Here is a 26065-nt window from a genome sequence, read left to right as displayed (position 1 = left end):
TCAACACCCCACTGCGATGGCGGGGGCTTCGGGCGCCGCGGATGCCCGAAGCCCCCGCCATCGTCATGAGCACACCTTGCCGTCCTTCGGGACGGTCCCCTTCAGCAGGTACGCGTCCACGGTCGAGTCGACGCAGTCGCTCCCGCTGCCGTAGGCACCGTGCCCCTCGCCCTTCCAGGTGAGTTCCACACCGACACCCTTGCCCAGCCCGTCGGCCATCTTGCGGGCGCCCTCGTACGGCGTCGCCGGATCCCCGGTGTTCCCCACCACCAGCACGGGCGCGGCTCCCGGCGCGCTGACCTCCGGGTGGTCGAACTGCCCCGCCACCGGCCAATTGTGGCACCAGCCCGCCGCGTCCCAGCCCAGGAAGTCGCCGAACACGGGCGATATCGTCTTGAACTCCGGCAGCAGCTTCTTCATCTCCTCCGGTGTGGGCCGCTGCCTGTCGTCCAGGCACGATATGACCCGCTGTGCGTGGGTCGTCGTGCCGTAGCGACCCGAGGCGTCCCGCTCGTTGTAGCCGTCGGCCAGTCTCAGCAGCAGGGAACCGTCGCCGGCCTCGGCCTCCTCCAGTGCGCTGGTGAGCGTGGGCCAGCCCGCCTTGCTGTAGAGCGGCAGCACGATGCCGGTGAGGGCCAGCGTCTGGGTGAGCTTGCGGCCGGACGAGGTCGGCAGTGGCTTCGTGTCGATCCGCTTCAGCAGGTCCGCGATCTTCTGGGAGCCCCGCTCCGGGTCCTGCCCCGTCGACTTGAGGTAGTCGTCCAGCGCGCGCTGGAAGCCGCGGGCCTGGTTCTTCGCGTGGCCCACGCTGTCGGCGGTCGGGTCCACGACGGCGTCCAGCACCAGACGGCCCACGTTCTTGGGGAACAGATGGGCGTAGACGCCCCCGAGTTCGGTTCCGTAGGAGATGCCGAAGTAGTGCATCGTGTCGTCGCCGAGGACCTGGCGCATCAGGTCCATGTCGCGCGCGGTGTCGGTCGTCGAGACGTGCGAGATCAGCTTGCCGGCGGCCTTCGCGCAGCCCTGGCCGAAGGCGACGGCGTCGTCGAAGTACGCCTTCTCCTCCGTGGTGTCGTCCGGTGTCGCGTCGATGTCCTCCGCTGCCTGGATCGCCTTGTCGCTGCGGCAGCGGACCCCCTCACTGGCGCCGACCCCGCGCGGGTCCCAGCTCACCAGGTCGTACCGCTCGTGGAGCTTGGCCACCGTGCCTTCGTACGACGGCATCATCGAGACTCCCGAGCCGCCGGGGCCACCGAAGTTGAACAGGAGCGAGCCGATCCGCCTGCCCCCGGTCGCCTTGGACCGGATCAGCGCCAGGCCGATCGTGCGGCCGTCGGGCTTCGACCAGTCCAGCGGCACCTTCAGCGTCGCGCACCGCCAGCCGGCGCCCGGCCCCGAGGTGCTCTTGCAGCGGCCCCAGTCGAGTCTCTGCGAGGTGAGGGAGGAGGGCAGCGTCGAGGAGGAGGCGGCGGTCGCCGGTGCACCCGCGCCGTCCTTCCCTTCCGCGCTCCCGTCCCCGCCGGACGAACCGCTGCTGCAGCCGGTCATCAGCACCGCGGCGGCGAGCGTGGCCGTCCATCGTACGAACCGTGACATGCAAATCCCCCTCACGAGCTCTCCGCTCGGAGCCGCGGGGAGCAGTCAGGCCATAGTAGGCGGATCGAGCCAAGCCCATGGCGAGCTGTGGACAACCGTCTGACCTGCGCTTTTTTCGCGCGGACGGCAGGTGGGGCCAGGAGCGGGGTGGGCTAGGAGCAGACGGTACCGGCCGCAGGAACCCTGCCGTTCAGGAGGTAGTTGTTCACGACGCTCTGCACACACGTGTTCTTGCTGTCGTAGGCGCCGTGCCCCTGCCCCCGGTACGTCAGCTCGACACCGACGCCTTTGCCCAGCGCATCGACCATCCTCTTCGCGCCGTGGTACGGGGTGGCCGGGTCGCCGGTGTTGCCGATCACGAGGATCGGTGCGGCACCGGGCGCGCTCACATCCGGGTGGTCGGCGGCCCCCGCCACCGGCCAGTGGACGCAGCTGATCATGCCCCAGGCCAGGAAGTCGCCGAACAGCGGGGACGCGGCGCGGAACTGCGGCAGGCTCGCCTTCACATCGGCGGCGGTGTAGCGGGGCTTCTCGTCGGCGCAGTTGATGGAGACGTTCGCGGCGGTGAGGTTGCTGTACTGACCGTTGGCGTTGCGCCCGTTCATCGCGTCGGACAGCAGCATCAGCACCTTGCCGTCGCCTGCGTATGCCTGCTGCAACCCCTGGGTGAGGTATGGCCAGAGGCTCTTCGAGTACAGGGACTGTGCGATCCCGTTGGTCGCCGCGGTCTGCGTCAGCCGGCGCGGGGGGATGCCGGAGATGGGTTTGCGGTCGAGGTCCTTCAGGAGAGCGGCGATCCGCTTCTCGACCTCCTGCGGCGTGCTGCCGACCGGGCATCCCGTGCTCTTCGACGTGCAGTCCCGCGCGTAGTTGTCGAGCGCGAGCTGGAACCCCTTGGCCTGTCCGAGCGAGATCTGCTCCGGGTTCTGGCTCGGATCGACGACCCCGTCGAACACGGCTCGTCCCACGCGCTGGGGGAACAGGTGGGCGTAGACGCCCCCGAGTTCGGTTCCGTAGGAGATGCCGAAGTAGTGCATCCTGTCGTCGCCGAGGACCTGGCGCATCAGGTCCATGTCGCGCGCCGCGTCGGTGGTGCGCACGTATGGCAGCATCCCGCCGGAGTGTGCCCTGCAGGCGTTGTTGAACTGCCGGGTGTTGTTCAGGAACGTCCGCTGCTCGGCCGCGTCGTCGGGTGTCGCATCCTGCTGGAAGTAGGCGTCGAGCTGCCGGTCGTCCTCGCATTTGATGCCCGCGCTGCGGCCGACCCCGCGGGGGTCGAAGCTCACCAGGTCGTAACGGGTGCGCAGGGTCTCGTAGTCCGGGGCGAAGGAGGGCAGCGTGCTGACGCCGGAGCCGCCGGGCCCGCCGAAGTTGAAGATAAGGGAGCCGATCCGCTTGCTCGGGTCGCCGCTGGCCTTCGCCCGGATGAGTGCGATGTCGATGGTGCCGCCGACGGGATCCTCCCAGTTGCGGGGCGCCTTCATGGTGGCGCACTGCCAGCGCTCGCCGTCCGGCAGTGGCGAGGGGGCGCTGCCGCCGCCCTCGGACGCGGAGGGGGCCGGGCAGTCCTGCCAGTTCAGCTTCTGGCTCGACAGCTCTCCCTTGATGACGACGAAGCGGCCGGCGCATCCCGCCACCGCCGCCAGGGAGGCTGCGAGGACGGCGGCGCCGGTCAGGGCCTTGGCGCGGATCCGAGGAGGGTTCGGCATGCTCCCATCGTGGGGCCGCACGCGGCGGGGCGCGCGGGGCGCAGGCCGTGCGGGTGACGGCCGGCCGCCGACCGGGCGCGCCTCCTTGTGGGGGGCGCCCGCACCCGGGCCGGGCCTGCCGCATGCGGTTCACGCGCACGTGGGCGTGCCCGCAGGCGGGCGACGGTGAAGCCGACGCGGGCGTGCGCCCCCGGTGTCGTGGGCGTCCCGGAGCGCTTCCTCGGGCACTTCGAGTGCCCCTTGAGGCGCTTGCCCGGGGGCGCTTGCCCGGGGCGCTTCCTCAGAGGGCTTCCTTGCGTGTCAGGTGGTTGAAGAACAGCCAGCCCGGCAGCACGGGCAGCCACAGGGTCAGGAGCCGGTACAGCAGGACCGCGGGCGCGGCGACCTCCTTGGGGAGGCCGACGGCGATGAGGCCGACCGTCAGGGTGGCCTCGACCGCGCCCACGCCGCCCGGGGTCGGGGCGGCCGAACCGAGCGCGTTGCCCGCGAGGAAGACGACCGCGACACTGGCCAGGCTCAGCGTGGTCTTCTCCTCGTGCCCGAACGCCCGGATCGAGGCGTCCAGGCACATCACGAAGGACGCGGTCAGCAGCAGCATGCCGCCGATGCCGGTGACCAGCTTCTGCGGCCGCTGCAGCACATCGAGCATGCGCGGAACGACACCCGCGAACAGCGACCTCACGCGTGTGGCGACGAGCTTCCGCAGGAACGGCACGGACGTGACCACCAGGACGAGCACCGCGACGGTCAGCAGACCGGCGATGACGGCACGGGAAGGCGACAGGGACGGCGTCTTCTCGGTGCCCGTGAGATAGCCGAAGGACAGCAGCATCAGGATGTGGCAGCCGAGCCCGAACAACTGAGAGGCACCGACGCTCGCCACCGCCAGGCCCGGCCGCACCCCGGCGCGCTGCAGGAAGCGCGTGTTGAGCGCGACACCGCCGACCGCCGCGGGCGCCACGATCTTGACGAACGACCCGGCGACCTGCGCCGCCACCGTTCGCAGGAACGGCACCCGCTCGGGCACGAAGCCCAGCAGCGCCATGGCCGCCGCGAAATAGCTCAGGGCCGAGAACAACACGGCCGCCGCCACCCAGCCCCACTCGGCGTTGGCGAACAGCGTGCCGAACTCGATGTGCGTGAGCTGCGTCAGCAGGAAGTAGGCGCCGATGGCACCGGCGATGAAACTGATCAGCGTGCGCGGCCGCACCCGCTCCAGGCGGGCCGGTTCGACCGGTGCCTGGGGCCGGATCCGCAGCACTTCGTGGCGGATCTGGGTGAGCAGGTCCTCCTCGCGTGCCTCCTCCAGCGCCTCGTCGATCGCCCGTTTCTCGGCCCGCTGCGCGGCACGTACCGACTTCTTGCCGGGCTTTTCGAGAGCGACCCCGGTATCCGCCCGGGCCTCCTCGGGACGGCCCGGTCTGGCCTGCCGGGACGCCTCCAGGACCGCCTCCCGCTCGCGTTCGGCGCGCTCCCGGGCCAGTTTCCGCAGTGTCGCGCGCGTGGAGCGGGTCAGCGCGATCGGCTGCAGCATGGGCAGACAGTCCGCGACCGGGTCCGGGCCGAGCACCGCGACCGCCGACGCCACCGCTCGCTCGGCACCGACCCGCAGCCCGAGCGTGGCCAGCAGTTGTGCGATGTCCATCCGCAGGACCAGGTCACCCGCCGCGATCTCGCCGCTGCGCAGGTCCGTCAGGATGACGGCGCCCGAGTGGTCCACCACGATCGCATCACCCGCGAGTCTGCGGTGCGCGATGCGCCGGGACTGCAGCGCCCGCACCTGGTGCCAGGTGCCGTGCAGCAGTTCGTCGGTGATCTCCTCGTCGGCCAGCTGGTCGAGGGTGCGGCCGCCGGTGTGCTGGTAGACGAGCATCACGGCGTCGGGGCCCAGCTCGGAGGTCGCGATGAGCTTGGGGGCGTTGGCGCCGGCCGCGATGGCCGCGTACGCGAGGAGCGCCTCCTGCTCCAGGGCCTGGCGCAGCGACTGCAGGCTGCGCCGGGTGGTGATCCCGCGCAGCGTCAGCCGGCGCCACACCCGGTAGAAGTAGCCCTGGGCCTGCTGCTCCCGGTCGACGACGGTGACATCGAGGGGCGGCCCGTCCTCCAGGGTGACGAAGTAGCGGCGGCCGCGGTCCCCGTTCTCGGTGGTGTCGGAAGTCTCCTCGCGCGCCGCGCTCACGGGGTGGAACCCCACGGTGCGCAGGCCGGCCATCAGGGTCCGGCCGGTGGGCCGCACGTTCGGCGAGCCGACCGCGTACAGCGTCCCGGCGGCGACGCTCCAGCCGATCAGCACCGTCAGGATGATCGAGAACGGTGTGGTGTAGCCGGTGACCAGCATCGAGAAGGCGTCGAGCAGCAGCACCACCCACAGCACGGCGCGCCAGCGCGGTCTGCGGGACATGCCCACGGCCGTCATATAGGCGATGACGGGTGCGAGATAGCCGTGCACCGGATCGGTCAGGGCGTGGACGTCGCCGGGGGAGGGCTGCGTGAGCGCCTCCTGGATGGACTTCGGGGCGGCCCTGGCGACCCACAGGTCCGCGGTGAGCGTCACTCCGTGGGCGAGGACCGCTGCGAGGACGCCGTCGGCGATGCGCAGCCCGTCCCGCTTGATCAGCCGCTCGATGGCGAAGGCGACGGGCACCAGGAGGATCGCGATGCTCGACGCCAGACCCGCGATCTTGATCAGCAGATCGGGTGCCTGGCCGGTGCCCTTGTTGATGTCCTGTTCGAGACCCGAGGTGGTGCCGTGCGCGAACGCGGCGATGGCGAGCAGCACGACGATCGCGAGGACACCGACCAGCAGCCGCATGAGATCCGAGGGGCGGTGCACGCGCGCGGGGAGCAGTGGTTCGTCGCCCTCGACCGCGTCGTTGTGGGCGTCGGCGCGGTCCTCGTCCGGTTCGGTCCGCCGCTGAGGGCCCGCGTCCTCCCGCGGCTTCCCGTTCTCGTGCGTCTCCTCGTCCCCGTACGTCTCCTGGTTTCCGGCCGTCTCCTCGTCCCCGTGCGTTTCCTCGTTCTTGCCGGCCTCCTCATGCGCGAGGCCGCTGTCGCGGGTCTTCTTGTGCGCGTCGTCGCCGGAGCGCCGTTCCGGGCCCGCGTCGCGGGCGCCGAGGTCCGCGGTGGCCGGGCGCGACGAGGCCTCAGAGGTGCCCTCCGCTCCGTCGGGGTGCACACCCTGCTGTTTCATCGTCTCTTCTTGATCTCGTATCACCGGTCACCGCCCGCACGATCGTGGCATGTCCACCCGGTACACGGGGGCATGAGGTGCAAATGCGGGGGCGCACAGTCTGCCCGAAGCGCCGCGCCGAGGCGAGGGATGCGCCTGGTCTCCGTCGCATCACCTTGTCGGTGGGGTGGGGCAGGATGGGGCGGATGAGTGAGGAGAGCCTTCCGGCGGACGCCCTGCCGGAGTATGCGGAACGGGTCCTTGACGTGGCCGAACGCATTCCGCCGGGACACGTCATGACATACGGGGACGTGGCCGAGTGGCTGGAGGAGGGTGGTCCGCGTCAGGTGGGCCGCGTGATGGCCCTCTACGGGGGAGCGGTCCCCTGGTGGCGCGTCATCCGCGCGGACGGCGTGCTGCTCCCGGGGCACGAACTGGAGGCGCTCGCCCACTACCGGGAGGAGGGCACCCCCCTGCGCGAGGCCGGACGCGCGTCCGAGGGCCATCTGCCGCGCGTCGACATGCGACGTGCGCGATGGGACGGCGACGAACGCGCTGACGGTCATATCTGACAGCTTCGCCCATCCGGCGGGCCGATGGGGAACCTGTGGCCCGTACGGGGGCAGCGGGGCACCTTCGCGACATGCCGTACGTTCGTGCAGCGGGGGACACGAGTGACCCACGGGACGGACGGGAACAAGGGGAAGCCCTGCTTCCGTGGCCCGCACGGGCGTAGCGTCGACGGCGCTCGTCCCTCTCATCCCGCGGCCACCGCCCGCCACGCGCGGCCGTCCTTCCACCCGTCGCCCGACCACCGTCCCGCAACGTCGGCGCTCCGCGCCGCCAGTGACAAGCCCGAGTACGACCACCAGGACCGGCGAACCACGTGAGCTCCTCTTCCTCCACCAGGCGCCTGCCGCACCCCCGGGTGCGGCAGGGGAGCCATGGCGCTTACCGACTGGTGCGTACCCCGCCGGCCCGGATGGATCCCCCTCGACTGGACGCAGCACAGCGCGCGGTGGTTGACCACGAGGCGGGTCCGCTGCTCGTTCTCGCAGGTCCGGGTACCGGCAAGACCGCCACGCTCGTCGAGTCCGTGGCCGCCCGAGTCGGCCGAGGCGTCGATCCCGAGCGCATCCTGGTCCTGACGTTCAGCCGCAGGGCCGCCGTCGACCTGCGCGACCGGATGGCGCTGCGCGCCGGTCCGGCACACGCCCCGCAGGCCACCACGTTCCACTCGTTCTGCTACGCCCTGGTCCGCGCCCACCAGGACAGTGGCCTCTTCGTCGAGCCCCTCCGCCTGCTGTCCGGACCCGAGCAGGACGTGGCGGTGCGCGAACTGCTCGCCGGGCAGCCGGACCTGGAACGGCTCGGTCTTGCGCACGTGCGCTGGCCCGACGAGCTGCGGGCCTGCCTGACCACGCGCGGCTTCGCCGACGAGGTCCGCGCCGTGCTGGCACGCAGCCGCGAACTCGGACTCGGCCCGGACGCGCTGCGCCGCTTCGCCGAACGCATCGGCCGCCCCGACTGGGAGGCCGCCTCCGCCTTCCTCGCCGAGTACCTGGACGTCCTCGACCTCCAGGGAGTGATCGACTACGCAGAGCTGGTCCACCGCGCGGTGCTGCTGGCCCGCCGTCCCCGGATCGCCGAGCGGCTGGCCGCCCAGTACGACGCGGTCTACGTGGACGAGTTCCAGGACACCGATCCGGCGCAGACGCGCCTCCTGCAGGCCCTCGCGGGCGGCGGCCGGACCCTGGTGGCCTTCGGCGACCCCGACCAGTCGATCTACGCGTTCCGGGGCGCCGACGTGGGTGGCATCCTCGACTTCCCGTACGCCTTCCGGCGCGCGGACGGCGCCCCGGCTCCCGTGGAGGTCCTCAGGACGTCCCGCCGCTCCGGCAGCGCCCTCCTGGCCGCCACCCGGCTGCTGGCCCAGCGCATGCCGCTGACCCGCCTTCCCGCGGAGAAGGTGCGCGCCCACCGGCAGCTCGCCGCGGTACGGGAGGGGGGGTGCGTCGAGGTGTACACGTACCCGACGTCCGGCACGGAACTGGACAACGTCGCCGACACCCTGCGGCGAGCGCACCTGGAGGACGGGGTCCCGTGGGGCGAGATGGCCGTCCTGGTACGTGCCGGAGCGCGCACGATCCCGACGGTCCGCCGGGCCCTGACGGCGGCCGGGGTCCCCCTGGACATCGACGGCGACGACCTGCCACTGCGCCATGAACCGGCTGTGACCCCGCTGCTCACGGCCCTGCGGGCGGTGGCGCGGGCGGTGGTGTCGGGCGACGGCGACGACGTGCGCGCGCGTGCGGGCGACCCGGCCGACGGCGACGAGGCACGCGCGCGTGCGGGCGACCCGGCCGGCGTACGGGCGCCCGCGGACCGGGACGCCGGGGATGCCGGGGGGACCGGGGAGGCCAGGGACGCAGGGGGCGCCGGGGACACCGGGGACACCGGAGACACCGGAGACACCGGCGGACGGGCGCCGTCCGGAGCTCCTAGGCCCGACGCCGGCGCACCGGCGCCCGCGAAGACGCCCGCTCCAGACGGCGGTGCGCGCGGCGGCCGGCTCGCGGACACCGCCCCCGACGGCGGACGGCCACAGGAGTGCTGGCTGGACACGGAGACCGCGCTCACCCTCCTCGTCTCCCCGCTCGGCGGGATGGACGCCGCCGACCTGCGCCGCCTGGGCCGTGCCCTGCGCGAGGAGGAGCGGGCGGCCGGCAACCCCGTACCCCCGCCCTCGGACGAACTGCTCGCACGGGCGCTGGCCGAGCCGGAGCGGCTGGTGGCGCACGATCCGGCGTACGCGCGCGGGGCCCAGCGCCTGGGCGCACTGCTCAGGACGGCACGGGAGCGGCTCTCGGGTGGCGGCACGGCGGAGGAGGCCCTCTGGGAGCTGTGGGAGGGCACACCGTGGCCCCGGCGGCTGGAGCGCGCCTCCCGGCGCGGCGGTGCGGCCGGGCGCAACGCCGACCGCGACCTCGACGCCGTGTGCGCCCTGTTCGCGACCGCCGCGCGCGCGGAGGAGCGCACCGGCGGGCGGGGCGCCCTCAACTTCCTGGAGGAGATCGAGGCCCAGGACATCGCCGCCGACACGCTCACCCGCCGGGCCGTGCGCCCCGACGCCGTACGCCTGATGACCGCGCACCGCTCCAAGGGCCTGGAGTGGCGCCTGGTCGTCGTCGCGGGGGTCCAGGAGGGCCTGTGGCCCGACCTGCGCCGCCGCGGCTCCCTGCTGGAGGCCGACCGCATCGGCCGCGACGGGCTCGCCCAGCCCCTCACCCCGGGTGCCCTGCTGGCCGAGGAACGACGCCTGTTCTACGTGGCCTGCACCCGCGCGCGTGAACGCCTCGTCGTCACCGCCGTGAAGGCCCCCGCCGACGACGGCGACCAGCCCTCCCGCTTCCTCACCGAGCTCGGCGTCGAACCCAAGGACGTCACCGGCCGCCCGCGCCGCCCGCTGTCCGTCGCCGCTCTCGTCGCCGAACTGCGTGCCACGACCGTCGACCCGCACGCGTCCGACGCCCTCAGACAGGCCGCCGCGCACCGGCTGGCCCGGCTCGCCGCGCTCACCGACGAGGACGGCCGGCCCCTGGTGCCGGCCGCGCACCCATACCGCTGGTGGGGCATGTGGGACCCGACCGAGAGCAAGGTGCCGCTGCGCGACCGGAACCAGCCCGTAGTGCTCTCCGGAAGCGCCCTCGACCAGCTCGCGAACACCTGCGCCCTGCAGTGGTTCCTGGGGCGCGAGGTGAAGGCCGACGCGCCCGCGACCGCCGCCCAGGGCTTCGGCAACGTGGTGCACGTCCTCGCCGACGAGGTGGCCTCCGGGCGCACCCCCGCCGACCTCGCCGTCCTCATGGAGCGCCTCGACTCGGTGTGGAACGCACTCGCCTTCGACGCACCGTGGAAGTCCGAACAGGAGAAGGACAACGCGCGCGTGGCGCTCGAACGCTTCCTGAAGTGGCACGTGGCCTCCAACGGCGCCCGACCCGGGCGCACCCCGGTGGCGAGCGAGCACGACTTCGACGTCACCCTCGAAGCGGGCGACTACCGGGTGCGCATCCGCGGCTCCATGGACCGCGTCGAGGCGGACGCCGAAGGCCGCGCCTACGTCGTCGACTTCAAGACCGGCAAGCAGGCACCCAGCGCCGCCGAGGTGGCCCGGCATCCGCAGCTCGCCGTCTACCAGCTCGCCGTGCACGAGGGCGCCGTCGACGAGGCGTTCGACGGCCGGCGCCCGGAGCCCGGCGGCGCCGAACTGGTGCAGTTGCGCCAGGGCGCCGCCAAGAAGGACGGTGGCGACACCCTGCCCAAGGTGCAGAGCCAGGAACCCCTGGAGGGGGAGTGGGCCGGCCGGCTCCTGGCCACCGCCGCGGGAAAGGTCCTCGACGAGCGCTTCTCACCGACCGCCGGGCAGCACTGCACGCACTGCGCGTTCCGGGCCTCCTGCAGCGCGCGCCCCGAGGGCCGTCACGTCGTGGAGTGAGAACACCCCTGTGACGGACGGCACCATGCCGTCCGACCAGGGCCTCCGCCGGCCTGCCGGGGAGGCCGGGCACGCGATGTCAGTGGTCGCGGCTAGCCTTCTGCGACGTGCCCGCCCGTATCACCGATCCCGAGCAGCTCAAGGAGCTCCTCGGCATCCCGTTCACCGCGGAGCAGACGGCCTGCATCACCGCACCGCCCGCTCCGCAGGTGATCGTGGCCGGAGCCGGATCGGGCAAGACCACGGTGATGGCGGCCCGCGTGGTGTGGCTGGTCGGCACCGGCCAGGTCGCCCCGGAACAGGTCCTCGGCCTGACGTTCACCAACAAAGCGGCAGGCGAACTCGCCGAACGCGTGCGCAAGGCGCTCGTCAGGGCCGGCGTCACCGACCCGGACGCGGCCGACCCCGACCATCCGCCAGGCGAGCCGGTGATCTCCACCTACCACGCCTTCGCGGGCCGGCTGCTGACCGACCACGGACTGCGCATCGGGCTCGAACCGGCCTCGCGCCTGCTCGCCGACGCCACCCGCTACCAGCTCGCCGCGCGGGTGCTGCGCGAGGCTCCCGGCCCCTACCCGGCACTGACCCGTTCCTTCCCCGACCTGGTCGGCGACCTCCTCGCCCTCGACTCCGAACTTTCCGAACACCTCGTACGGCCCGAGGACGTGCGCGCGTACGACGCCGACCTGCTGCGCACCCTGGAGGGCGTCAGACTCACCAACGCCGACCTGCGCAAGGTCCCCGAGACGGCCGCCGCCCGCCGTGAACTGGCCCACCTGGTGGACCGCTACCGCGCCGCCAAGCGCGAACGCGACCTCCTCGACTTCGGCGACCAGATCGCCCTCTCCGCGGCCCTCGCCGCCCTGCCCGACGTGGGCCGCCTCCTGCGCGACGAGTTCCGCGTGGTCCTGCTCGACGAGTACCAGGACACGTCCGTGGCCCAACGCATCCTGCTCGCCGGACTGTTCGGCGGCGGCACCGGCCATCCCGTGACCGCCGTGGGCGACCCCTGCCAGGCCATCTACGGCTGGCGCGGCGCGTCCGTCGCCAACCTCGACGACTTCCCCGAGCACTTCCCGCACGCCGACGGCCGCCCCGCCACCCGCCAGGCCCTCAGCGAGAACCGCCGCAGCGGCGGCCGGCTACTCGACCTCGCCAACGGCCTCGCCGAGCCGCTGCGCGCCATGCACGCGGGCGTGCGGGCCCTGCGCCCCGCCCCCGGCGCCGAGCGCGACGGACGGGTCCGCTGCGCCCTGCTGCGCACCCACGCCGAGGAGATCGACTGGATCGCCGACTCCCTCGCCCACCTGGTCCGCACCGGCACGGCACCAGGCGAGATCGCCGTCCTGTGCCGCACCGCGACCGACTTCCCCCGGATCCAGGGCGCCCTGGTCGCCCGCGATATCCCGGTGGAGGTCGTGGGCCTGTCCGGGCTGCTGCACCTGCCCGAGGTGGCCGACCTCGTCGCCGTCTGCGAGGTGCTCCAGGACCCCGGCGCCAACGCCTCCCTGGTCCGCCTCCTCACCGGCCCGCGCTGGCGCATCGGCCCGCGCGACCTCGCCCTCCTGGGCCGGCGCGCCCGGCTGCTCGTGTCGCACACGCGCGTGGGCGCCGACGACGACCCCGACCGCCGGCTCACCGCGGCCGTCGAGGGCATCGACCCCTCCGAGGTGATATCGCTCGCGGACGCCCTCGACACCTTCCTCGAACTGCCGATGGAGGCGGACCGGGAGGACGACGGGCTGCCCTTCTCGCCCGACGCGCGCGTACGGTTCGCGCGCCTGGCCGCCGAGCTGCGAGACCTGCGCCGCTCGCTGGCGGACCCGCTGATGGACGTGCTGCACCGGGTGCTGGCCGTCACCGGCCTGGAGGTCGAGCTGTCCGCGTCCCCGCACGCGCTGGCCGCCCGCCGCCGCGAGACCCTCTCGAACTTCCTGGACACCGCCGCGGCCTTCGCCGCCAACGAACCGGACGCCACCCTCCTGGCGTTCCTCGGCTTCCTGCGCACCGCCGCCCAGTACGAGAAGGGCCTCGACAACGCCCTGCCCGGCGGCGAGAACACCGTCAAGGTGCTCACCGCGCACAAGTCCAAGGGCCTGGAATGGGACGTCGTCGCCGTTCCGGGCCTGGTCAGCGGCACCTTCCCGAGCACGCAGGGCCGCGAGAAATGGACCGCGCAGGGCAAGGTGCTGCCCCACGCCCTGCGGGGCGACGACGCCACCCTGCCCGACGTCGAGACGTGGGACGCCCGGGGCCTCAAGGCGTTCCACGAGGCCATGAAGGACCACCAGCACACCGAGGAACTGCGCCTCGGCTACGTCACCTTCACACGCCCCCGCTCCCTGCTGCTCGGCTCCGGCCACTGGTGGGGCCCCGCCCAGAAGCGGCCCCGCGGGCCCTCGGACTTCCTCCGGGCGCTCCACGAGCACTGCGCTGCCGGGTACGGCGAGATCGAGGTCTGGGCCGACGAGCCCGGGGAGGACGAGGAGAACCCGGCGCTGCGGGCCGCCGCCGCCGACCACGCCTGGCCCCTCCCGCTGGACCCGGCGGCACTCGCCCGTCGCCGGGCCGCCGCCGAGACCGTCCTCGCACACCTCGACCGGATCGCCTCCCCTGACGGTGCCAACCGGGCGGCCCCCCACGCCCCCTCGGCGCACGGCGACCCGGAATGGCCGTCCCCGCCCGACGAGGACGACCTCTACCGAGAGGAGGCGCCCTTCGAGACCGAGGCGCCCTACGAGACCGAGGCGCCCTACGAGACCGAGGCTCCGTACGGCGTCGAGGCCCCCCACGACCTCGAGGCCCCCCACGACGTCGAGGCCCGACACGACGCCGAAGTGCCCCCGGACGAGTACCCCGAGGGCTTCGCCGATGGCGTCCCGTACGACGTCCCCGAAGACCTCCCCGAGGACGACGCCCCCGGCGACGACATGGAGGAAGAGGCCCGCGCCGGCCAGGACCCCTGGAGCACCGGCCGCCCGGCGGAGGCGTCGGAGGCACCCCACGCGCGCGTGCCCCTCGGCGAGGGCGCCGCGACCGTCCCGCACACCCGTCGGCGCCCGGCCGAGGAAGTCCCGGCGCTCACCCCCGAGGAGGCCCGCACCCTCGTCTCCTGGGACCGCGACCTGGACGCCCTCACCGGAGAGCTGCTGCGGGCCCGCGCGGGCGTCACCGACGTACCCCTGCCGTCGTCGCTGACCGCCTCCCAGGTGCTGCGCCTGGCCGAGGACCCCGACGGGCTCGCGCGCGACCTCGCGCGCCCCATGCCGCGCCCCCCGCAACCCGCGGCCCGCCGCGGCACCCGTTTCCACGCGTGGGTCGAGGCCCGCTTCGAGGAACTGCGGCTGCCCATGCTGGAGCCGGACGAACTGCCCGGCAGCAGCGACGCCGAGATCGCCGACGAACGCGACCTGGAGGCTCTCAAGGAGGCGTTCGAACGCACCCCGTACGCGCACCGCACCCCGTACCGCGTCGAGGCGCCCTTCCAGCTCGCCGTGGCCGGGCGCGTCGTGCGCGGACGCATCGACGCCGTCTACCGCGTGGACGACGGCGACGGGACGGCGTACGAGATCGTCGACTGGAAGACCGGCCGCGCTCGCACCGGTGACCCGCTCCAGCTCGCCCTGTACCGGCTCGCCTGGGCCGAACAGCGGGGACTGCCGCTGGAGGCCGTCAAGGCCGCGTTCCTGTACGTCCGAACCGGTGAGGTGGTACGCCCCGAGGGGCTCCCGGACCGGGCGGCACTGGAGCGGCTGCTGCTGCCGGAGCCCTCCGGCGACGCACCGGCGGACCGGGCCGGCGGTGCGGGCCGATAGGCTCGTGACCATGAGCGAGACCCCGGACAGCGCCGTCCGCACGTACATCGACCGCCACCGCTCCGCCTTCCTCGACGACCTCATGCAGTGGCTGCGCATCCCGTCGGTGTCCGCACAGCCCGAGCACGCGGAGGACGTGCGGAGCAGTGCCGAGTGGCTCGCCGCCAAGCTCCGGGAGACCGGCTTCCCCGCCACCGAGGTGTGGCCGACCGACGGTGCACCCGCCGTCTTCGCCGAATGGCCCTCCGACGACCCGCAGGCACCCACCGTCCTGGTCTACGGCCACCACGACGTCCAGCCCGCCGCCCGCGAGGACGGCTGGGACAGCGACCCCTTCGAGCCGGAGATCCGCGAGGGCCGCCTCCACGCGCGGGGGGCCGCCGACGACAAGGGCCAGGTGTTCTTCCACACGCTCGGGGTCCGCGCCCACCTCGCCGCCACCGGCCGCACCACCCCCGCCGTGCACCTCAAGCTGCTGGTCGAGGGCGAGGAGGAATCCGGCTCCCCGCACTTCCGCGCCCTTGTCGACGAGCACGCGGACCGGCTCGCCGCCGACGCCGTGATCGTCTCCGACACCGGCATGTGGTCCGCGGACACCCCGACCGTGTGCACGGGCATGCGCGGCCTCGCCGAGTGCGAGATCCGGCTCCACGGCCCCGGGCAGGACATCCACTCCGGATCCTTCGGCGGTGGCGTGCCCAACCCCGCCACCGCGGCCGCCCGCCTGGTCGCCGCCCTGCACGACGAGCACGCGCGCGTGGCGATACCGGGCTTCTACGACGGCGTCACCGACCTCACGGACCGCGAACGCGAACTCTTCGCCGAACTGCCCTTCGACGAGGAGCAGTGGCTGCGGACCACCGCCTCGACCGCCACCCACGGTGAGGCCGGACACACCACCCTGGAGCGCATCTGGGCCCGCCCCACCGCCGAGGTCAACGGCATCGGCGGAGGCTACCAGGGCCCCGGCAGCAAGACGATCATCCCGTCCTCGGCCATGGTCAAACTGTCCTTCCGGCTCGTCGCCGGCCAGGACCCCGACCACATCGAGAAGGCCGTCCGCGCCTGGGCCGCCGACCGGGTGCCCGCCGGGATCCGGCACGAGATCACGTTCGGCGCGGCCACCCGCCCCTGCCTGACGCCCCTCGACCACCCCGCCCTTCAGTCCGTCGTGCGCGCCATGGGCCGCGCCTTCCAACAGCCGGTCCGCTTCACCCGTGAGGGCGGTTCGGGACCCGCCGCCGACCTCCAGGAAGTCCTCGGCGCGCCCGTGCTGTTCCTGGGCATCTCCGTCCCCTCCGACGGCTGGCACGCCCCCAACGAGAAGGTCGAGCTGGATCTGCTCCTCAAGGGCGTCGAGACCGCCGCATACCTGTGGGGCGACCTGGGGAGGAACCGGCGCGATGGGGACTGACGATCTCGTGGAGCGGACGGCCGCCCGCCCGGGCCGCGCCGCGCGGCACACTGGAAGCACCACCCCACACGCCCAAGGCCCGCCCGCCCCGGTCCCCTGCAGCCGTACATCCCGCTGAACCGCCCGCCGAAACCACCGTTCCACCGGGGGAGTTGGAAGCACCCGTGACCACCTGGACCGACCACACCGCCGACCGGCCCATCTCGCTCACCGCCCCGAGCGGCATCGACCGGGCCGCCCACCACCGCCTCGACGAGGCATGGCTCGCCGCGGCGTGGAGCCACCCCACGACCCGCTGCTTCGTGGTCTCCGGCGGTCAGGTCCTCATCGACGAGACACCCGACGGCCGGACCGAACTCGTCATGACCCCCTCCTTCGAGGCACCCCTCACGGAGGCCCACCGCTACTTCCTGGGCACCGGCGAGGACGGCGTCAGCTACTTCGCCCTCCAGAAGGACGCCCTCCCCGGCCGCATGGACCAGTCCGCGCGCCCGGCCGGCCTGCGCGAGGCCGGCCTGCTGCTGTCCCCGCGCGACGCGGGCCTGATGGTGCACGCCGTCGCCCTGGAGAACTGGCAGCGCATGCACCGCTTCTGCTCGCGCTGCGGCGAACGCACCGTCATCGCCGCCGCCGGCCACATCCGCCGCTGCCCCGCCTGCGGGGCCGAACACTACCCGCGCACCGACCCCGCGGTGATCATGGCGGTCACCGACGAGGAGGACCGCATCCTGCTCGGCCGCCAGGTGCACTGGCCCGAGGGCCGCTTCTCGACCCTCGCCGGCTTCGTCGAGCCCGGCGAGTCCATCGAGCACTCCGTGCGCCGTGAGGTCTTCGAAGAGGCGGGCATCACCGTCGGCGCGGTCGAGTACATCGCCAGCCAGCCCTGGCCCTTCCCGTCCAGCCTGATGCTGGGCTTCCTCGCCCGGGCCACCTCCACCGACATCGACGTCGACGGGGACGAGATCCACGAGGCCCGCTGGTTCTCCCGTGAGGAACTGCGCGCCGCCTTCGACTCCGGCGAGGTCCTGCCGCCCTACGGCATCTCCATCGCCGCCCGCCTCATCGAACTCTGGTACGGCAAGCCCCTGCCGACGAGAGCGACGGTCTGACAGGGCCGAGCGCGGCACACGAAGAAGGCGGCCCCCGGGTCACCCCGGGGGCCGCCCCGCGCGGCAGCGCCACCGCCCGGCGGCCGTCTACGCGCCGATCTTCCGCTTGACCTGCGCCAGTGACGGGTTAGTGAGCGTCGAACCGTCCGGGAACAGCACGGTCGGAACCGTCTGGTTGCCGCCGTTCGCCTCCTCCACGAATGCCGCGGACGCCGGGTCCCGCTCGATGTTGATCTCGTCGTACACGATGCCCTCACGGTCCATCTGGCTCTTCAGCCGACGGCAGTAGCCACACCACGAGGTGCTGTACATCGTCACAGTGCCCGGCATGTCAGTCGTGCTCCTTCACGGCTTGGGGTGCGTGGTCGCTGAGGGGGGCAACATATGTGAACCTTCCAGCATTCCCGCCGCCCCGGACACGGGCCCGCCGACTGCGTCACACCAGACGCCCGCTGTATTCGTACGACCGCAGTTGTCTCCCTGTGGACAACCGCCGCACCCTTCTCCGACGGCCTGGCAGCATGGCGGGGTGACAGCAGCAACGCACTCCCCTCTCTTCCCGCGAGTACCGGACTCGGCCGACGCGGTGCTCGAAGGGCTCGACCCCGAGCAGCGCGAGGTGGCCACCGCCCTGCACGGCCCGGTGTGCGTGCTGGCGGGCGCCGGCACCGGCAAGACGCGGGCCATCACCCACCGCATCGCCTACGGCGTCCGCGCCGGCATCCTGCAGCCCTCCAGCGTGCTCGCCGTCACCTTCACCAACCGTGCGGCCGGAGAGATGCGCGGCCGCCTCCGTCAGCTCGGCGCCGCCGGCGTCCAGGCCCGTACCTTCCACTCCGCGGCCCTGCGCCAGCTGCAGTACTTCTGGCCGAAAGCCATCGGCGGCACCTTCCCGAAGATCATCGACCGCAAGATCCAGATCGTCGCGGACGCGGCCACCGCCTGCCGTGTCCGCCTCGACCGCAACGAACTGCGGGACGTCACCGCCGAGATCGAATGGTCCAAGGTCACCCAGACGGTCCCCGCCGACTACGCGGCCGCGGCCGCCGAGGCGGGCCGCGAGGCCCCCCGTGGCCCCGCCGAGATCGCCCAGCTCTATGCCGCCTACGAAGACCTCAAGCGCGACCGCGGCGCCATCGACTTCGAGGACGTCCTGCTCCTCACGGTCGGCATTCTCCAGGACCGGCACGACATCGCGGACGCGGTCCGCGCCCAGTACCGGCACTTCGTGGTCGACGAATACCAGGACGTCAGCCCACTCCAGCAGCGCCTGCTGGAGCTGTGGCTCGGCGACCGCGACAGCCTGTGCGTCGTCGGTGACGCCAGCCAGACCATCTACTCCTTCACCGGCGCCACTCCGGACCACCTCCTCGACTTCCGCATCCGCCACCCCGCAGCCACCGTCGTCAAACTGGTCCGCGACTACCGCTCCTCGCCCCAGGTCGTCCACCTCGCCAACGGTCTCCTCGCCCAGGCCCGCGGCCGGGCCGCCGACCACCGCCTCGAACTGGTCTCCCAGCGCGCCCCCGGCCCCGAGCCCGTCTACAGCGAATACAGCGACGAACCCGCCGAGGCGGAAGGCACTGCCCGGCGCATCCGCGACCTGCTCGCCGCCGGCGTGCCCGCCTCCGAGATCGCGGTCCTGTTCCGCACCAACGCGCAGTCCGAGATCTACGAACAGGCCCTCGCGGACGCCGGAGTGCCCTATCAGCTGCGCGGCGCCGAACGGTTCTTCGACCGTCCCGAGGTGCGCAAGGCGGGCATCGCCCTGCGCGGCGCGGCCCGTTTCGGTGCCAACGACACCCTCCTCGACGGCGCCGTCGACCTGCCCTCCCAGGTGCGCGCCGTCCTCTCGGGCGAGGGCTGGACCGCCGTACCGCCCGCCGGGTCGGGAGCCGCCCGGGAGCGCTGGGAGTCCCTGGCCGCGCTGGTGAACCTGGCGCAGGACTTCGCCGCGGCCAGACCCGACGCCACCCTCGCCGACCTCGTGGCGGAGCTCGACGAGCGGGCCGGCGCCCAGCACGCCCCGACCGTACAGGGCGTCACCCTCGCCTCACTGCACTCCGCCAAGGGCCTGGAATGGGATGCCGTCTTCCTCGTCGGGGTCGCCGAGGGCATGATGCCGATCACCTACGCGAAGACCGGCGAGCAGATCGAGGAGGAGCGCCGCCTGCTCTACGTCGGCGTCACCCGCGCCAGGGAACGGCTCCATGTCTCCTGGGCGCTGTCCCGCTCACCAGGCGGCCGCCCCAACCGGCGGCCCAGCCGCTTCCTCGACGGGCTCCGACCCGGCTCGTCCGGCGCGGGCCGTACCCCGATCGGTGGTACCGGGGGGGCCGGCGGCATCGAACGGGGCCTCGGCACCGTCGCTACGGTCGGCGTTCCGCGCCGTACCAGTAGAACCCCGGCCCGCTGCCGGGTCTGCGGGCGCACGCTGTCCGAGGCCGGTGAGATGAAACTGATGCGCTGTGACGGCTGTCCCTCCGACATGGACGAGGGTCTGTACGAGCGGCTGCGCGAGTGGCGGGCCGTCCAGGCGCACCGCAGCGGACAGCCCGCCTTCTGCGTCTTCACCGACCGAACCCTGATCGCGATCGCGGAGGCCGCCCCCGGTGACGAGCGCGAGCTGGCGCGTATTCCGGGGGTCGGGGTCCGCAAGCTCAACCGCTACGGGGCCGATGTTCTGGCCATCTGCGCAGGTCGCGATGGTGCTGCAGGGGACGGCGACGACTGATACGAACTCGTCGAGAAAATAGTTTGCGCATGCCCGGGCAATCCCCATAGGTTCTTAGGCACGGGAACGGCGGCCTTCTCGAAGGCCCCGGTTCCGTGCTGTACTTGCTATCAGTCGGACTGGCTTCACCTCCAGTCCCCCGAGACGCCGAGAGGAGGCGATTGAAGTGATCAGCATCACCACCAGCTCCATCTGCACCGCCAAAATGACCGATCGCTCGGTCGTCTCCACATGCCTGCTCGGCGGCTTCGACCTGGGCACCGGTCTGTCCGGCATCCGTGCCGTCCGTCCGGTGTCCCCCGTGTCTCTCGCGGATCTTCCCGTCCGTGAGCGCAATGAGCGACCGACCAAGGCACTGGAAGCAGTAGCGGCACAGGCACGGGCCTATGCCTTTGCGGCGGCCGGTGCCGGATTCCGGAAGCAGACGACGCAGCACCACCTGATGTGGGCCTTCCGTGGGCCAAAACCCTGGAGTGATCCAGCCTGATCGCCGATCAGGCCGGCGCCTTCAGGGCCGCGGAACCCCATCCGGGATCCGCGGCCCTTCTGTTTTCCCTGAACGGGGATGGCGGAGTGAAGGGGCCTCGGGACAGAAGCAGAACCCGGTACCCAGCCGACAACCGGTCCAACAGGACCGGAACGACCAGACGAGGAAGACGAACCGTGCAACTCGAAGCGCACGCCCCGTCCGTACCGCCTTCCGACACGATCCCCCCGCCCGGCCTCACGGAGGACTCCACCTTGACCCCGCTCACCGCGCTCACCCCGCTCACCGCGCTCGACGACGCCATCGAGAACCTCGGCGTACCCGTCCCCTGCCGCTCCTACGACCCGGAGGTCTTCTTCGCCGAGTCGCCGGCCGACGTCGAGTACGCCAAGTCCCTCTGCCGCACCTGCCCGCTGATCGAGGCGTGCCTCGCCGGCGCCAAGGAGCGGCGTGAGCCTTGGGGCGTCTGGGGCGGCGAGCTCTTCGTCCAGGGTGTTGTCGTCGCCCGCAAGCGGCCGCGTGGCCGCCCGCGCAAGAACCCGGTCATGGCATGAGCACCGCAGGAACGATCGACCGTCCCCTCACGTACGACCCCACGAAGCAGGCCTCGATGAAGCCGTCCACCAGCGAGCCCGCAGGCTCCGCGATCCCAGATGTCACCACCACCGGCGCGAGCGCCTCGCGCCAGAACAGGACCCGAGAGATGCAACTCATCCCAGAAGCCTTGGCTCGTGCGCATATGCACGAGCGGCTGCACGAGGCCGAGCGGGAACGACGGGCCGTGCGCCTGGCGGTGGCCCGCCGGATGCAGCGCCGGGCCGAACGCGCCTCGCTGCGCGCTCGCCGTGCGCTCGCCATGGCCGTCATGCAGTAGCCCACGACGCAGGGCAGCAGGAGAGCGTGCGGGGGCCGGTCCGAACGGACCGGCCCCCGCGGTGCGTTGTGAGCGCCGAACGGCGCCTGCGGCGATATCGTCACAGGGGTGACGAGTCTTCCCGGAGACAGTGACAGCAGTGCCTGCGTGCGGTCGCCCGGCCTCGCACAGGCCCGGTGCCTCGTGTGCGCCCGCTGCGGCGCCGCCGCCGACGGCCCCCAGCCCACCTGGACCTGCTCCGTGGAGAACGGAGCCCGCCACTACTTCTGCGGCACCTGCGCCCGCGGCAACATCAGGGCGATTGAGGGGCGGCTGGATTCGGCGTGGTGGTAGGCCGCGTGCCGCTCACCCGCCCGGCCCCGCTCACGCCTCCGCGGCGGGTTCATCCTCCGGCAGGAAGCCCGGCAGCCACTCTTCCAGTTCGTCGCGCAGACGCACCGTCGCGCCCAGTTGGCACAGGACCCCGATCGTGCTCAGCGTCACCCGGTGGATCAGGAGGTACGCCGGGGGAAGGTTCAGCCGTTTGCCGAGCTGGTAGGCGGGGGAGCGGGGGTCGGCGACGCGGGCCGCCTGGCTGCGCATCCAGCCCCGGGTGAAGGTGAACTCATCGGCCTGGGCGGGTTCTATGATCGGCAGGAGGTAGTCGAGGACCGCGTCGGGGTCGAGGCCGATGGACTCCTTGACGAAACCCTCCTCGCAGAGCAGTTCATAGACCGACTGGGCGTCGCCCTCCAGGGTCAGGCGCAGGGAGTGGCCGATCGGTGTCGGCAGCCCCCCGGACAGGCGGTCGACTGTCCCGAAGTCCAGGACGCCCAGACGCCAGCTCTCCTTGCCGCCGGAACCGTCGGCGCCGGGGAGGAGACGGAAATTGCCCGGGTGCGGGTCGGCGTGCAGGAGACCCGTGCGGGCGGGGCCGGAGAAGAGGAAGCGGGCCAGCAGCTGGCCGGCGCGGTCCCGCTGCTCCTGGGTGCCCTCGGCGATCACTTCGGACAGCGGTATGCCGTCGATCCACTCGGAGACGAGGACCTGGTCGCACTGGTGCACCACGGCCGGCACCAGGACATCCGGGTCGCCCGCGAACTCCTCCGCGTGCGTGCGCTGGGCCTGTGCCTCCAGCGCGTAGTCCAGCTCCTCGGAGACGCGATCGCGCAGCTCCGTGATCAACGGCTTGATGTCCATGCCGGGGACCAGGGGGCCCAGCAGTCGGGCGAAACGGGTGAGCTGGGTCAAATCGGAGAGTAGTGCGTCACCCGCTCCCGGGTACTGGACCTTGACCGCTACCTCCCGGCCGTCGTGCCACACCCCGCGGTGCACCTGCCCGATCGAGGCCGCCGCCGAGGGCTTGTCCTCGAACTCCAGGAACAGCTCGTGCCAGTCCTCGCCGAGTCGCTCCTCCAGCACGGCGTGCACCGTGCGCGTGGGCATCGGGGGTGCAGCCTCCTGAAGCTTGGTGAGGGCGGCGCGGTAGGGTCCGGCGACCTCCTCGGGCAGCGCCGACTCGAGGACGGACAGTGCCTGCCCGAACTTCATCGCGCCGCCCTTGAGCTCGCCGAGCACCTTGAACAGCTGCTCGGCCGTCCGCTGCTGCAGTTCGCGGCCGACGATCTCCGCGGACTCGCCGACGATCCGTTTGCCGAGTCCCCAGGTGGCCCGCCCGGCGAAGCCGAGCGGGAGCGCGGCGAGCTTGGCGGTACGGGTGACCGCCTTCCGGGGAAGATCAGACATGCGCCCTCCAGGTCCCAGACAGCCGTGCCGCGTGTGCCCTGCGGGGCAAGGTCCTCGACGGCCATTGCTCCGCCATTGTCTCGTGCGGGCCCCCGTCCTTTGTGGTGTGTTCTCCCTTACCTTTGTCCGCCGCGCCGCATCCGCATGCGGAATGGGCCCATACCGGCCGGGCACGCCAGTCCAGCCGGGGCACGGACGTCTCCCAGCGGGCGCCCGCGCTGGAGGGCGGTTCGCCGTCCAGGAAGGCGAGCGCGTGCCCGGCGGCGACTCCCGCGACCGCGGTCGCCAGGGCGAGGTCGCACGCCTGGATCTGCCGCGGCCGGCCCGAGCGCCACTGGGCGACCAGCCTCGGCCAGGTCTCGTCCCGGTCGGCACGGGTTTGCTCCAGGCAGCCCGCGCAGCCCGTCCGGCCAGGCAGGACGAACGGGCCGACCACTCCCGTGCCCTCCACGACACCCGCGTACAGATGGGGTGTGCCGGAGCCGATCAGCGGCTCGGCGGTGAACGGGTCGGGCGCGTGGACGGCGAGGCCGTCGCGCGGTGCCAGGACCACGAGGGAGAAACCCGCGCCCGGGTCGTCGTGCGGACCGCGCCGTGATGCGCGCTCCCGGCGCGGTGGCCGGTCCGGGGCGGCCGCGCGTACCACGCGACGGGCCGCCTCCTCCCTGCGCCGGCCGACCGAGTCCGCGGGCAGGCCGCCCGGTGCCACGTCCCATGGCTCGACGCAGCCCGTGTCGCGGACGTCGACCTCGCCGACGCCGGCGCCCGCCAGCAGTGAGGCGAGGACGGCCCCCACCCGTCCCGCGCCGCGGACCTGGACGCGCCGGGAGCGGCGTGCGGCCAGTCGCCGGGCGGGCTCCCCGGGTGTGCGGGTCACCAGGGACAGCGATGCGAGATCGGGGCGGAGGCGATCCAGGACGGCCGTTTTCGAGCGGAGGGCGTCGGCCCGGGAACCGCCGCCCGTCGCGTCGTCCAGCAGGCCCGCGCCGGAGAGGCGGTCCACCAGCGCGTCCACGTGGCCGTCGGGCAGACCGGTGCGGCGGGCCTCCTCGCGCAGCAGCGGCAGCCCGCGGGTGCCGTCGAGCAGGTCGAGGAAGCTGCCCGTTGCCGTGTCCACCGGCCCCAGCACCATGGCGTGCGCGGGTGTCATCCCGAATTGCACGGTGTTCAGATCCCGCCAGCCGCGCCGCAGCGCGGGCTTCACCATCGGATGCATGAGCGGCCCCCGTCGTGTGTCGTGTGGTCCCGTTCGTCGGCGGATGTGCCGGTCTGCCGACGTATGTCAGCATGCCCGGAACGGCCGGGGGCGTGCGGGAAGTTCTCCACAGGTTGGGGCGTTTGTCGTACGAATCAAGCGCACGGAGTGTGGATCCGCACGGAAGCGTCCCGGAGGCGGGACTTCCCCCGTGCGCAGCGGGTAACGTCAGGGCGTGCCCGCCGACCCACTGCACCGCGCCGGAACGCCACAGCGCAGCACGACGAGCCAGCCGCCGAGCGGCTCGGGGGCGAGCGCGATCGAGGTCCGCAGGAGCGCGCGACGGCGCAGAACGGTCTCCGCGTACCGCGAGGGCGATCGCACCGTTGTACTCATCCCCGCCCGGATGTCCGAGGCGGAGGAGCAGCGCTGGGTGAACGTCATGCTCGACAAGCTGGCGGCCCAGGAGAGCAAGCGGGTGATCGGAGACGCCGAACTGGCCGAGCGCGCCGAGCGGCTGTCGCTGCAGTATTTCGACGGGCGGGCGCGGGCCGCCTCGGTGCGCTGGGTCACCAACCAGAACACGCGCTGGGGGTCGTGCACCCCGTCCGAGGGCAGCATCCGTCTGTCGCACCGGTTGCAGGGCATGCCCGAGTATGTCGTCGACTACGTCCTGCTGCACGAACTCGCGCATCTGCTCGTACCGGGACACGGGCCGCGCTTCTGGCGGCTGCTGGAGGCGTATCCGCGCACGGAGCGGGCCCGCGGCTACCTGGAGGGGGTCGTCGCGGCGGACCGGCTGCCACGCCAGGCCGCGCCGCGCGAGGAGTAGCCGCCACGGTCGCGCATCGAGCGCCCCTCATCGAACGGCCCGCGCGGCGGGTGAGCCCGCAGTGCTGTCTGGAAGAGGCGGTTGTGTACCGGGTCTGTACCGGCTTCTTCCGTTCCCCGGGTTTGCCGTTAGCCTGGCGCGACGCACTCACATTCGGGATGGGGGACGGTCGTTACGCATGGCCAGGGAATTCCAACGCGGCCACAAGGCCAGGATCAGTGACCTCACCATGGGCACGGATCTGTACATAGGCGTACAGATCTCCGGTCCCGGACTGACCTTCGACATCAGCTGCTTCGGTCTGGACGCCGACGAACGGCTTTCGGACGACCGGTACTTCGTCTTCTTCAACCAGCCGAAGACTCCGGAGGAGGCCGTCCAGCTCCTCGGTCCTCAGGCGGGCGACGCAGAGTCCTTCCGGGTCACGCTCGACAAGATCCCCCCGCAGATCCAGAAGCTGTCCTTCACGGCGACGATCGACGGCGCCGGGCAGATGTCGCAGATCTCCCCCGGATACCTGCGGATCGTCGCGGGCGGTGAGGAAGTGGCCCGCTACTCGTTCGGCGGTTCGGAGTTCACCACCGAGCGCGCGGTCATGCTGGGCGACTTCTACCTGAAGGACGTGTGGCGCTTCGCCGCGGTCGGCCAGGGCTTCGACGGCGGTCTTGAAGCGCTGCTGAAGAACTTCGGCGGCGAGGTCCTGGAGGAGGAGACGCCCGCTCCGGCGCAGCAGCAGCAGCCGGCCGGTGCCGCCCCGGGTTTCGCCCCGCCCGCCCAGGCAGCCGCGCCCTCGTTCGCCGCACCGGCCCCGGCACCGGTCCCCCTCCGGCAGCAGCCGCAGCCCGCGCACCAGGGAGCGGCGCCGCCCCCGGCGCCCGCGCCGAGCGTCGCGCCGGTCGCCTGGAGCGCCG

The 26065-nt window shown here is 72.6% G+C and carries 18 protein-coding genes; 12 read left to right on the top strand and 6 right to left on the bottom strand.

Annotated elements, in window-relative coordinates:
* Positions 1–63 precede the first annotated feature (63 nt).
* From ACFSL4_RS20635 to ACFSL4_RS20625, 3 genes are all read right to left on the bottom strand, one after another.
* Entirely contained in the window at positions 64–1596 is a 1533-nt protein-coding gene (locus ACFSL4_RS20635; protein WP_381084824.1) for an alpha/beta hydrolase, read from the bottom strand.
* A 152-nt stretch (positions 1597–1748) separates the two neighbouring features.
* The gene (locus ACFSL4_RS20630; RefSeq protein ID WP_381084821.1) at positions 1749–3305 is read right to left on the bottom strand and encodes an alpha/beta hydrolase; all 1557 of its coding nucleotides are present in this window, start codon (positions 3303–3305) and stop codon (positions 1749–1751) included.
* A gap of 280 nt (positions 3306–3585) precedes the next feature.
* The gene (locus tag ACFSL4_RS20625; protein ID WP_381084818.1) at positions 3586–6495 is read right to left on the bottom strand and encodes a lysylphosphatidylglycerol synthase domain-containing protein; all 2910 of its coding nucleotides are present in this window, start codon (positions 6493–6495) and stop codon (positions 3586–3588) included.
* Positions 6496–6680: 185 nt separating this feature from the next.
* Between ACFSL4_RS20625 and ACFSL4_RS20620 the strand changes: the two genes are divergently transcribed.
* The 5 genes from ACFSL4_RS20620 to nudC all read left to right on the top strand — a co-directional run bounded on the left by ACFSL4_RS20620 (position 6681) and on the right by nudC (position 17307).
* On the top strand, positions 6681–7046 hold the full coding sequence (locus ACFSL4_RS20620) for an MGMT family protein (RefSeq protein ID WP_381084815.1): 366 nt from the start codon (positions 6681–6683) through the stop codon (positions 7044–7046).
* Between the two features lie 314 nt (positions 7047–7360).
* Positions 7361–10969 (top strand): ATP-dependent helicase, encoded by a 3609-nt coding sequence (locus ACFSL4_RS20615; RefSeq protein WP_381084813.1) that lies wholly within the window; start codon positions 7361–7363, stop codon positions 10967–10969.
* 107 nt (positions 10970–11076) lie between these two features.
* On the top strand, positions 11077–14784 hold the full coding sequence (locus ACFSL4_RS20610; RefSeq protein ID WP_381084810.1) for a UvrD-helicase domain-containing protein: 3708 nt from the start codon (positions 11077–11079) through the stop codon (positions 14782–14784).
* Positions 14785–14794: 10 nt separating this feature from the next.
* Positions 14795–16198 (top strand): dipeptidase, encoded by a 1404-nt coding sequence (locus tag ACFSL4_RS20605; RefSeq protein WP_381084807.1) that lies wholly within the window; start codon positions 14795–14797, stop codon positions 16196–16198.
* Positions 16199–16362: 164 nt separating this feature from the next.
* Positions 16363–17307: an NAD(+) diphosphatase gene (gene nudC / locus ACFSL4_RS20600; RefSeq protein ID WP_381084804.1), complete on the top strand. Its 945-nt coding sequence runs from the start codon at positions 16363–16365 to the stop codon at positions 17305–17307.
* An 87-nt stretch (positions 17308–17394) separates the two neighbouring features.
* Here the strand turns inward: nudC and ACFSL4_RS20595 are convergent, their stop codons facing one another.
* The gene (locus ACFSL4_RS20595) at positions 17395–17637 is read right to left on the bottom strand and encodes a mycoredoxin (RefSeq protein WP_381084801.1); all 243 of its coding nucleotides are present in this window, start codon (positions 17635–17637) and stop codon (positions 17395–17397) included.
* 199 nt (positions 17638–17836) lie between these two features.
* Between ACFSL4_RS20595 and ACFSL4_RS20590 the strand changes: the two genes are divergently transcribed.
* From ACFSL4_RS20590 to ACFSL4_RS20570, 5 genes are all read left to right on the top strand, one after another.
* A complete protein-coding gene (locus ACFSL4_RS20590; RefSeq protein ID WP_381084798.1) occupies positions 17837–20041 on the top strand; it encodes an ATP-dependent DNA helicase UvrD2 in 2205 nt (734 codons plus the stop codon).
* Positions 20042–20207: 166 nt separating this feature from the next.
* Positions 20208–20528, top strand: coding sequence for a hypothetical protein (locus tag ACFSL4_RS20585; RefSeq protein ID WP_381084796.1), 321 nt, complete (start codon positions 20208–20210; stop codon positions 20526–20528).
* 176 nt (positions 20529–20704) lie between these two features.
* Entirely contained in the window at positions 20705–21082 is a 378-nt protein-coding gene (locus tag ACFSL4_RS20580) for a WhiB family transcriptional regulator (RefSeq protein ID WP_381084793.1), read from the top strand.
* On the top strand, positions 21079–21402 hold the full coding sequence (locus tag ACFSL4_RS20575; protein ID WP_381084790.1) for a hypothetical protein: 324 nt from the start codon (positions 21079–21081) through the stop codon (positions 21400–21402). The genes ACFSL4_RS20580 and ACFSL4_RS20575 overlap by 4 nt, the downstream gene beginning before the upstream one ends.
* 108 nt (positions 21403–21510) lie before the next feature.
* Entirely contained in the window at positions 21511–21735 is a 225-nt protein-coding gene (locus ACFSL4_RS20570; protein WP_381084787.1) for a hypothetical protein, read from the top strand.
* Between the two features lie 30 nt (positions 21736–21765).
* Here the strand turns inward: ACFSL4_RS20570 and ACFSL4_RS20565 are convergent, their stop codons facing one another.
* Together ACFSL4_RS20565 and ACFSL4_RS20560 are read right to left on the bottom strand one after the other, a co-directional pair.
* Complete coding sequence (locus ACFSL4_RS20565) at positions 21766–23127, bottom strand: ABC1 kinase family protein (RefSeq protein ID WP_381084784.1); 1362 nt, start codon at positions 23125–23127, stop codon at positions 21766–21768.
* A complete protein-coding gene (locus ACFSL4_RS20560; protein WP_381084781.1) occupies positions 23120–24343 on the bottom strand; it encodes a TOMM precursor leader peptide-binding protein in 1224 nt (407 codons plus the stop codon). The genes ACFSL4_RS20565 and ACFSL4_RS20560 overlap by 8 nt, the downstream gene beginning before the upstream one ends.
* Positions 24344–24557: 214 nt before the next feature.
* On the opposite strand from ACFSL4_RS20560, the gene ACFSL4_RS20555 reads away from it, so the two are divergent.
* Positions 24558–25154, top strand: a complete 597-nt coding sequence (locus tag ACFSL4_RS20555; RefSeq protein ID WP_381084778.1) for a M48 metallopeptidase family protein — start codon at positions 24558–24560, stop codon at positions 25152–25154.
* A 178-nt stretch (positions 25155–25332) separates the two neighbouring features.
* The coding region (locus tag ACFSL4_RS20550) for a TerD family protein (protein WP_381084775.1) at positions 25333–26065 on the top strand (733 nt) is incomplete at its 3' end.

Origin of the sequence: Streptomyces caeni, from assembly GCF_042678285.1 — a bacterium.
Lineage (GTDB): Bacteria > Actinomycetota > Actinomycetes > Streptomycetales > Streptomycetaceae > Streptomyces > Streptomyces caeni.
The sequence above is the reverse complement of the archived record's forward strand: the minus strand, read 5'-3'. Positions and strand labels throughout refer to the sequence as shown.